Source organism: Acinetobacter sp. Ver3 (genome assembly GCF_000632455.1).
GTDB lineage: Bacteria > Pseudomonadota > Gammaproteobacteria > Pseudomonadales > Moraxellaceae > Acinetobacter.
This window is the reverse complement of sequence record NZ_JFYL01000089.1, coordinates 1-9,803: the sequence shown is the minus strand read 5'-3', so window position 1 is coordinate 9,803 and position 9,803 is coordinate 1. Positions and strand designations below refer to the sequence as shown.

General features: G+C 35.3%; 12 protein-coding genes. 8 read left to right on the top strand and 4 right to left on the bottom strand.

Annotation, left to right across the window (positions count from 1 at the left end; all coding sequences use genetic code 11):
- Positions 1–107: 107 nt before the first annotated feature.
- Both CL42_RS14705 and CL42_RS14700 read right to left on the bottom strand, forming a co-directional pair.
- A complete protein-coding gene (locus tag CL42_RS14705) occupies positions 108–767 on the bottom strand; it encodes a hypothetical protein (RefSeq protein WP_035270227.1) in 660 nt (219 codons plus the stop codon).
- Positions 768–905: 138 nt separating this feature from the next.
- Positions 906–1,250: a hypothetical protein gene (locus CL42_RS14700; protein ID WP_035270225.1), complete on the bottom strand. Its 345-nt coding sequence runs from the start codon at positions 1,248–1,250 to the stop codon at positions 906–908.
- A gap of 67 nt (positions 1,251–1,317) precedes the next feature.
- Between CL42_RS14700 and CL42_RS14695 the strand changes: the two genes are divergently transcribed.
- The 5 genes from CL42_RS14695 (at position 1,318) to CL42_RS14675 (ending at position 7,430) form a co-directional block, all read left to right on the top strand.
- Complete coding sequence (locus CL42_RS14695; protein ID WP_035270223.1) at positions 1,318–1,650, top strand: hypothetical protein; 333 nt, start codon at positions 1,318–1,320, stop codon at positions 1,648–1,650.
- A 638-nt stretch (positions 1,651–2,288) separates the two neighbouring features.
- On the top strand, positions 2,289–2,780 hold the full coding sequence (gene mobC / locus CL42_RS14690; protein ID WP_035270222.1) for a plasmid mobilization relaxosome protein MobC: 492 nt from the start codon (positions 2,289–2,291) through the stop codon (positions 2,778–2,780).
- Positions 2,764–5,253 (top strand): relaxase/mobilization nuclease domain-containing protein, encoded by a 2,490-nt coding sequence (locus CL42_RS14685; protein WP_035270220.1) that lies wholly within the window; start codon positions 2,764–2,766, stop codon positions 5,251–5,253. The genes mobC and CL42_RS14685 overlap by 17 nt, the downstream gene beginning before the upstream one ends.
- 640 nt (positions 5,254–5,893) lie before the next feature.
- Entirely contained in the window at positions 5,894–6,817 is a 924-nt protein-coding gene (gene repM, locus CL42_RS14680) for a replication initiation protein RepM (RefSeq protein WP_035270217.1), read from the top strand.
- A gap of 67 nt (positions 6,818–6,884) precedes the next feature.
- Positions 6,885–7,430, top strand: a complete 546-nt coding sequence (locus tag CL42_RS14675; protein WP_035270216.1) for a plasmid replication DNA-binding protein — start codon at positions 6,885–6,887, stop codon at positions 7,428–7,430.
- A gap of 190 nt (positions 7,431–7,620) precedes the next feature.
- Here the strand turns inward: CL42_RS14675 and CL42_RS14670 are convergent, their stop codons facing one another.
- On the bottom strand, positions 7,621–7,824 hold the full coding sequence (locus CL42_RS14670) for a hypothetical protein (RefSeq protein ID WP_035270214.1): 204 nt from the start codon (positions 7,822–7,824) through the stop codon (positions 7,621–7,623).
- 378 nt (positions 7,825–8,202) lie between these two features.
- Between CL42_RS14670 and CL42_RS14665 the strand changes: the two genes are divergently transcribed.
- Positions 8,203–8,514, top strand: a complete 312-nt coding sequence (locus CL42_RS14665; RefSeq protein WP_005086328.1) for a BrnT family toxin — start codon at positions 8,203–8,205, stop codon at positions 8,512–8,514.
- Positions 8,477–8,791 carry a BrnA antitoxin family protein gene (locus CL42_RS14660; RefSeq protein WP_004740255.1) on the top strand — a complete coding sequence of 105 codons (315 nt, stop codon included), beginning with the start codon at positions 8,477–8,479 and terminating at the stop codon, positions 8,789–8,791. Before CL42_RS14665 ends, CL42_RS14660 begins: the two co-directional genes overlap by 38 nt.
- A gap of 125 nt (positions 8,792–8,916) precedes the next feature.
- Here CL42_RS14660 and CL42_RS14655 read toward each other — a convergent pair whose 3' ends face one another.
- Positions 8,917–9,273 carry a hypothetical protein gene (locus CL42_RS14655; RefSeq protein WP_008942574.1) on the bottom strand — a complete coding sequence of 119 codons (357 nt, stop codon included), beginning with the start codon at positions 9,271–9,273 and terminating at the stop codon, positions 8,917–8,919.
- A gap of 115 nt (positions 9,274–9,388) precedes the next feature.
- On the opposite strand from CL42_RS14655, the gene CL42_RS14650 reads away from it, so the two are divergent.
- Positions 9,389–9,775, top strand: a complete 387-nt coding sequence (locus tag CL42_RS14650) for a hypothetical protein (protein WP_008942575.1) — start codon at positions 9,389–9,391, stop codon at positions 9,773–9,775.
- Positions 9,776–9,803: the final 28 nt, after the last annotated feature.

Sequence of the window (9,803 nt, the reverse complement as noted above, 5' to 3'; positions counted from 1 at the left end):
ATTTAACATAAAATCTCTTATGCGAAATTAAACATAAACCGTCCAACTTTCGGCGGGCAGATCAATTCATATTTTAAAGACTCAAAATATCTTACAGAGAATTCTGCTTATTTTGGATTTTCTATCCTTTCCAAGTACGCTTTTTTATTCATTTCATCTAATTTCTTTCTAGCAATTATAATTTCTGCTATGTAGCAAAGATTCTCTACATCTGCTTCAACAAACGTTTTGCTGTATTGCTTAGTGAGGATAGGATGGCGTTCATTGGATTTATGGGCCACAGTAAAAAAACCAGGATCAATAATTCGTTTTGAAAGTGCTTCAAACTTTGGAGTAACGGTAGTGATTTGCCGACCATCAACCTCTTTTACCTCTGTAACTTTACTTAAATCCTTTTTAGTTTCCTCTACTACAGGACAAAGAGCGTAAAAATAGCCACCAACTGTATCATTTTTTCCTTTCAAAAATAGATCATATTTTGAGAATAACCTGATTCTATTCAAGTTATTTTTATCTTTTAAAACAGTTATTTCAACATCATCTCGCTTCATTACATATTTTTTATCAGTACTAATATTTAACTCAATAATATTTTTTTGTTCAATTCCCCCATAGTAAGATGCCAACTTAAGTGTTTTACCAAGGAAACTCTCTTCTGGAGAACCCCTGACATTGGTTGATATCTTTCCATAAAATGGAGCATCAGGAACTGCAAAACTATTTCCGCAGATCAATAGAAGTGACCAAAAAAAAATTAAAGTTTTCATTCTTAAGAAGTATTCCTATATTTTTAATGCTCGAACTATTACTGTTCAAATTTAGAATGTGGAAATTTGATATAAAATCTTTTATACGATCTTAAATCTACTATGATTTAATAGATTGATATCAAAAGAATAAATCCTTTATTTACATACAAACTTAACTACGTCATAGTGAGATGCTTCATAAACTGGAGTCATCCAACTGCCTTTATTAGTGAAATCTTCTATTGCTTTTGGATTGTTAATCCCTTCTCCAATTTTTCTATATTTCCCCGTCCGGCAATTTATCTCCATTTTTGAATAGACAGTCTCAGCTTTGAAAACACTCTTATAAATCACAGTGTTTATATTGTTGTGTTTAGTTTGACTTACTAAAAAATACTTGCCTTGGTAGTACTTATCACTCATTGGGATAACCTTCTCAGCATAGCTAAAAGTGACAAAAAAAATCGAAAAAATGAATAAGGTTATTGCTTTGATGTTCATCTGTATTTATCTACTATGTTTGGTTTATAATTAATATAACAATTTCAAACAATTAAAGATAATATTTATGGCTCTAATAAATTGTCCAGAATGTAATAAACAAGTAAGTAATACGGCTTTAGATTGCCCTTCTTGTGGTAAAAGCATAAACAAACCTAAAAGAAGTCTTATAGGAAAAATATTTAAATGGGCATTCATTTTATTTAATTTATTGATGTTTGTTATAGCGTTTAAAGCGTGTGGAGGAGCTTCTGAAGTATATACATCTTCCACTAATGAATATGAACAAGCTGGTGCAGCTATTGGAACTACTCTAGGAATGGGATTAGTTTTCACATTTTGGGTTTTAATTGATGTGATCTTAGGGCTATTTGTTCTTTTTACTAGACCCAAAAGATAATAGTTAATAAAAAAGCCCAACATCCTGTTGGGCTTTTTTACGTATTTGATGCGTTGGTATAACTCCTGTCGTACCTGCATATTCCATTGCTACGATTTCTTATTGTTATCTGGAGCATCCTGCTCTCTATGTGTTCATCATAGAAAATTGAGGGGGATTGGTATAGACGCAAAATACCTGAATGAATGTGAGCCAAGGCGTACAAAATTGATTAAAACTTATCCCAAAAGTTGTCCGCAGAAATTGGGGATGAATTTGATATTAAAAGGCATATATCTTATAGGGAATTTCAGTTTTTGGTCACTTTTTAACCAATTTTATTGGCAAGAAGTATCAAAATTGCTCAAAAAGAAACCGACATGTTTCAAAGTCGTTTTTTTGCTGTTTTTCAGGGTGGGTAAAAATTTTTAAGTTATTGATTTTAAATGATTATTTTGATGCCATATAAACCTTTTTATTGACTTATCTAAGAAAAAAATTATTGATCTTTGCAAAACAGAATAAGCTCTAAATAAAAGGGGCAATGCGACAAGCAAGCCTACCTGTGTCCACAATTTTCTTCGAAAATTTGGACTCAGGGACTTGTTAGGGGTTTCACCCCTAAGACCCCAAAGCAAAAGCTCTTAACGAGACACGAAATGGTAAAAAATAAAACAAAAAAATTTAGACTCACACAGCTCCAGTTTGAGCAACTGGAGCAACACCTGCAAAAGGAAAATACAAGTTTCACTGACTTCATTCATTCATTAATCGAGCGTGAAGTCATGCAAGATGTGATTACCGTTCAACAAACCAAAGACGAAATAAAACCCACAAGAACAAAAATTAAAACAGTGATTGAGGTAGTCAAACGCTATCAAAAGACTGATCCGAATGTATTGCTAGAGCTATCAAGAATCGGCAACAACATAAACCAAATTGCACGAGCGTTGAATATCATCAAGAACGCAGATCCTCAAGAACAACGCAAACTAAATATTTTTAACATGTTGCTTGTTTTAAAAGGCATTCAAACCGAGCTAGAAAAAGTCTTCCCTGCCTTACCTAAAATTAGTCGGCAAAGCCCTGAACGCTTAAAAAAGCAGTTGTCTTCAGTACAACTGGCTGAGGATGATGAAAGTGCATATTAAATTTTTGAATCATGGCAAAGGCAATGCTGCCAAAGCATCGGCATACTTACTCGATAAGTTTGATCACATGGGCAATGTGCGTGCAGGCATTGAAGTTTTAAGAGGTGATGCAACCACATTTAACGCCATTTGTGATGCAAGCCCCCATCTGTGGAAATACACCAGTGGCGTGATTGCTTGGTCAAAGGATGATGCCCCTACAGACGAGCAGATCAGGGAGGTTTTAACCGACTTTGAACAACATGCTTTCTCAGGGTTAGACCCATCTCAATATCATCTGTTTGCCGTTCAACATACGGATGATGATGGCTCAAAGCATATTCATGTTTTAGTACCACGCCTTGATTTACAGAGTGGAAAATCACTCAACATTGCGCCCCCAGGGCATGAGAAACATTTCGACTCATTACGGGATTACTTCAACACAAAATACCAGTGGTCACGCCCTGACGATTTGCTGCTAATGCACACGACACAAGAGCCGAACCATATTGCAAAACTCAATGCACAAGCAAAAAAAATACTCTCAAGCCAAGAGCTTGAAGCGCTTTCTAAGAAGCAATTTTACAAAGCAATTGATAATTACGTGAGAACGCTCTTAAAAACCAACACAGCAAAAAATAGAGCGGAAATAATCACCTGTATCAAACAACTAGATGGAGTCGACTCGATAAAACCAAATAAAGAGTCTCTAACGGTCACTCTCAACAACGGCAAAAAACATCGAATAAAAGGTGATTTCTATCATGAAAACTTCGAAATTGGATCTTATTCAGAGCATCTCAGAGCAGCAGCAGAAAGCGGAGCAACTGCAAGTGAGCTTGCAGCAGCTCTCACAGACGCTGAGCAACTTCGAGCAACTTATAGAGCAAAGCGAGAAGCCTATAATCAACAGCAATACGCTTTTGTACAAAGTGCAGCAGACGACAATAGCGCTAGAATCGCGTCTAAGCGCGATTTTGAGCGAAATAGGGAATTTATCACCCCAAGTCATAAAATCGCAGACAGCGAGCTACAGCGAGCAAATAGACGCACTCACAGCACAGCTATCGAATATAGATATATCGACAATCAAATCAGTGCAAACACGCATCGAGTCATTTTCAATATCAGTGCAGACATTGCAAAAAGAGATCAACAGCAAGTTGCAGAGCATCGAAATCGACAAGCAGAGTCTACAAAAGAGCATACAAACCCAAGTACAGCAAGCGATAGCGAACCAAAGCGTACAGATCGAGAGCGAAATACAAACACTGATTTCAGAAAAGCTAAGCAATCAGAGATCGACATACATTCTTTGGGGGGTAATCAGCTTTGGAATACTGAGTCTTTTAATGAGTTTTTATCTGAGCTATCAAGCCAGCATGAATCTAAAGACCATCGAAGCACAAAAACAAATAATTCAGCAGAACAGTCAGCAAATCAGAAATCAAATCAAAATGTTGGAAATTCAACGGAAGTAAGCAATGCAGACAGAAATCGACCACTTCTTAACAGAGCAAAACAACTTGTTATCAGAACAAAACAGCTTATTGATTCAACAAATCAATTCATTAAAAACAATCTTGAGCGAATACAGCGAAGTAGAGCAGAGCTTAAAAACTCAACTCAAACAACAGCAAACCTTGATTTCAGCACAACAATCCGAAATAGCCAAAATCGAACAGGGGAGCTTTTCCGAGCAGTTACAGCAAGCATTTCAAGAAAACTTGAAAATCCAATTGAGTCAGCAATTAACCAAATCATTGAGTCAACTGGATTTAAAAATCATTGTCAGCAACTTAGTAACAGCAAATTTAGAACCGATTCAAACAACAATCAGCACACAACAATCAGACATCGAGAGAGCACTCTCGAAAATCTTGCAATTGAAAGTTCCGAGCGACTTCTACGAAGATTTGCAGATGCAAAGCAAGCAGATCAACATGCTTGGGAAAACTCTAGAGAACTTGACGAAATTAATCGAAAACTTGAACGACTAGAAATCGGAATAACAGAAATTCGACTCAAACCCAAGCCAGCTCTTGATTTTAAATATTTAAGAAGCGACGGTTATTACCCCGATTATGTTGCTTATCACAAAGAAATCAGTGAAAAACAACAGCAAGCATATAAAAATCAGAATCAAATACAACTGATTGTTTTAACGAGTAAAAAAATTAAAAATATAGAAGAATACATAAATCGATTAAGTAAAAATCTCACTCACAGCGAGTGTAGAAAGTTAGATGAAATCATCAAAAACGACCGAAGAATGTTGAGATATCTTGAATGTGAGAAGATTTTAGAGCCTAGAAATTCCCATCTCAAAGAACCAAGAGAATTATATCAATCATGTTTGAAAGGCTTTGAGACGATCAAAAATGATATTCGCGAAATTAAAAACCCATCGCAACGACAAAACAGCATTGAATTATCAAGTCATGAACTCAAACAGCCACAACCGAGAAATGATTTTGACTTGGATATGTAATCCAATTCAGCAAAAGCGGTAATCAGAGAGGGGAATAAGTGATCTACTGTTATGTCGCTCACACTCCGTTCGCTTTGTGCTTTTCTTTTTGAGGCTAACAGGGATTAGCCGAGCGAGTGTCTACGAGCGATTGAACACTATCAAAATTTTGCCCTGCTCTTTCTCTGATTACAAGCTCCCCTTTACTGCTCAGACTTAGATATAGAGCATCCCGAAGGGTGCGAACAGATTTAATTTGCATCTAGGTCGAGCGAAGCGAGCATAAAAAACTCATGAGCGAAGCGAATTCCGAGTTGCTTTTGCTTTTTATTAAATTCCAGATGGTATTAACCAAAAAATTGCCCCAACGAACTGAGCGAAAGCGAAGTTCAATAGAGTTTGAGCGTAGCGAAAACATAGGGCAATTTTTCATGACCTGGGCTTTTAATTATTTTTAATACTTTTAAATGCTTTTAGACATACTGAAAGCTTTTATTTATAAAATTCTTAGAGACTATAAAACGAGGTTTACCTTGCATTAAAACGAGGTTTACCTTGCATTAAAACGAGGTTTACCTTGCATTAAAACGAGGTTTACCTTGCATTAAGCGAGCTTATAATATAGCCTCGTCTTATTGAATTAAAAATATAACCTTTTCATATGAAAACAGAACTAATAGTTAAAGATAATGCATTAATTAATGCCAGTTATAACCTTGATCTAGTCGAGCAACGGTTAATTCTTCTAGCTATCGTTGAAGCAAGGGAATCGGGTAAGGGAATAAATGCTAATGATCCATTAACAGTTCATGCTGAAAGCTACATCAATCAATTTGGTGTACATCGAAACACGGCTTATCAGGCATTAAAAGATGCTTGTGATGATCTATTTGCAAGACAATTCAGTTATCAAAGTCTTAGTGAAAAAGGCAACATTATTAATCACAAGTCAAGATGGGTGAGTGAAGTCGCTTATATTGATAATGAAGCGGTTGTTAGACTTATTTTTGCTCCCGCTATCGTGCCTTTAATTACAAGACTAGAAGAACAATTTACAAAGTATGAAATACAACAAATAAGCAATTTAACAAGTGCTTATGCCGTTCGGTTATATGAGATATTGATTGCATGGCGTAGTACAGGAAAAACGCCTCTTATAACTTTGTCTGATTTCAGACAAAAAATAGGTGTACTCGATACTGAATACAAACGAATGTATGACTTTAAAAAATATGTCTTAGACATTGCATTAAAGCAAGTAAATGAACATACCGACATTACTGTTAAAGTTGAACAGCATAAGACTGGTAGATCAATTACAGGTTTTTCATTTAGCTTTAAACAGAAAAAATCAGTAACGAAGTCAGCTAAAAGTATTGGTGTAAGCGAAGATATAACGATCACTTTAACAGATGCACAACGCTATTCATTTGCGAGTAAATTGTCAGAGCTTCCAGAAATGGGAAAACTTTCACAAGGCACCGAAAGCTATGAACAATTTGCTGTACGAATTGCAGATATGCTAAAACAGGCGGAGAAATTAAAAGAACTTACTCCATTACTTCGAAAAGTTGGCTTTCAATAAATGATGTCAATTGACATTGTAAAGTTGACAGTCAAGTATTAACACAAATTGAAAACTGGTTTACATAATGAAAAAACTGTCAGTTTCAGAGTTGGCTAAGCTTTACGGATATTCAAGACAAGCCATATATACCCATATAAACAAAGGAAATTTATCTAAAGGATCTGATGGCTTGATTGACTTTACAGAAGCCTTAAGGGTTTTTGGGGAACCAAAAAAGAAAGATACTACTGTCAATCAAAGTCAATCAATTAACAGTCAAACCTTGACAGAAGTTGACTTGCTAAAACGTCAAGTTGACATACTGGAAAAACAGTTAAATCAGGCAGTGCAGAGAGAGAATCAATCACTAGAACGTGAATCGTTTTATCAAGAACAGATTGAAGCTATGCAGCGCTTACTGGAAGCTCCAAAAACCAATATGACTACGTTTACCGATCAGAAACCTAGCCAAGATATAACAACGGATCCTCGGTCAGAACCTGAGCCGAAAGATGACGGATTGACTACTCCGGAGCAGACGGAAAACAAGCGTATTCCAGTGCCGGAACATGTTGAACCGGAGCAACCGAAAAGAGGCTTTTGGAGCCGTTTTTTTAGACCCTATGATTAACCACGATTGTTTAACTGATATGAACAAAGTCGTGAAACATTGGTCAAAGAATAGGCGTGGAACATGAAAAATCATAAAAAAAGCCCAAACGGGCTCGATTGGGCTATCAACTAGGAACTACAGCGTTGAATTATAAGGATAATTATAACGCATTTCGCATAAGGTGTATTATGTTAATTTTAGGAAGTCTTTAGAGTTGGTCTTCAAGTAACTGACCTATTTCTAACCTGGTATAGCCACGTTCTTTAAAGATCAAAATAATTGCTTTTCGATAGTTCTCACAATGAGCAGTTTTATACTTATTAATTAATTGGATTTCGGAATTAAGCTCGAGGTCATTTTTTATCGTCAATACTTCCGTAGAGACTTTATTAAAAATCTTGAAATTAAACATACAGGCGCTCTTTATCAATATTGTAGCGGCCCGACTACAACAAACACCTGCCTCAGCTTAGCTAGACACCCTTGGGCGCAAGGATTACAAATTCAGCAGGATTCTGCAAGCTTTACCCAATTGAAAGCATTATTATTCATCTAAATACTCGGCCATTTAACATAATGGGCGTTATGCGAAATGCAAGAAAAATAATGATTTAAAATCAATAACTTAAAAATTTTCACCCACCCCGAAAAACAGCAAAAAGTCGACTTTGAAACAAGTCGGCTTTTTTATGTTCGATTCTGTAAGATTTTGCCAATAAAAAATGGAACAACTTTGCAAAATTTACAATTTTGTATTAACATTTTTATATTAACAAAAAGCGATGCAACTATGGAAATTGAGTTTTCATGGGATGAGCATAAAGCAGAAATAAACCTCAAAAAACATGGTGTAGCTTTTGAAGATGCAACATTGGTTTTTTACGATGCTCATGCCTTATATAAACAGGATCGCTTTGAAAATGGTGAATATCGTTGGCAAGCGATAGGTATGGTACATGGGCAAGCTGTTTTATTGGTGGCCCACACAGTACAAGACCATAATGGGATGGATCATATCCGCATTATTTCGGCACGACAGGCAGAGAAAAAAGAGAGGAAACAGTATGAGCAAAACCGTTACTTACAAAATGGATTTGAATAATCCTCCTGTTTTGTCTGAAGAACAAAAGGCAAGACTTGAAGCATTAGATAAACGTCCAGACAGTGAAATCGATTTTTCAGATATTCCTGAACTTGATGACAGCTTCTGGAAAAATGCAGTGCAAAATCCATTTTACAAGCCGACTAAACAAGTAACTACGGTTCGCATCGATGCAGATGTCATGCAGTGGCTAAAAGCCCAAGGCAAAGGCTATCAAACACGAATGAATAAAATTTTACGGGATGCCATGCTTAAAGAATTAAAAAATCATCAATAAAAATGGGAGCTTAGGCTCCCATTTTTAGATTCGTATAACGTGTATTATGTTAATTGTAGGAAATCTTCAAAAAACTATTAGATGCTATTTAAGCAAAACAGTTTTCAATTCGAAATACATTCAGATTAATAAGTGGTTGAAGTGCAATTTGTAGCATAACCATAATTATAACAATTTGTATTCGTTGTCTTAGGTGCTGAATTTTTTAAACTTTCATTCAGATTTGCCCAAGCTTGACGATTAGCTTCTTGTTGTCTGTAATAATTTTCAACTTGCTGACTATCTGCTGGTGTAACAACTTGTCCAGTTGCTATTCCCTTGTGATAACAGTAAAGAGTATCTGGATCATCATAGGAATATGAATATTTTTCACACTGCGTGGGTAGATAATATAATTTTCCGTTATGTCCAGCTGTTTGGTATCCTACAGTAGAACAACCGGTTAAGATTGCAGAACCAAGTAATAAATAAAAAAATTTCATTTTTCCCCCTTGAATTAAAAGTATCAAGCTTCTTAGCTATAACTAAATTTAATAATATCTTATACAATTTCTATATTGATATTTAATTTTATAAATTTTTTATTAAGGAATAAATGTGAGAAAACTAACTCTAACACTTGGCTTATTAATCAGTTTACAAAGTAACGCATCTGATTTGAGAGAATTTTGTGATTATATTGAAGGGGCTATCATTATTTCCTCTGATACTGAGAAAAAATATTTAGGAAAAATATCTTCATCTTATGATAGCGATTCTATTTTTAACGAATATGGTAAGTATGGTGGGGAATATTCTTCAAATTCTATTTGGAATACCTACAGTAAATATGGAAATGAGTACAATAGCTATTCTCCATTTAATGAATACTCTTTGAATCCGCCAATAGTAATTAAAAATAATCGTGTGGTTGCAAAACTTACTGTTAATGATTCTATATCAAATGCATTAAATCCGTATGTGTTAAAAGCATGTAATTTTTAATCTTAAAAATAGCCCTCAGTTGAGGGTT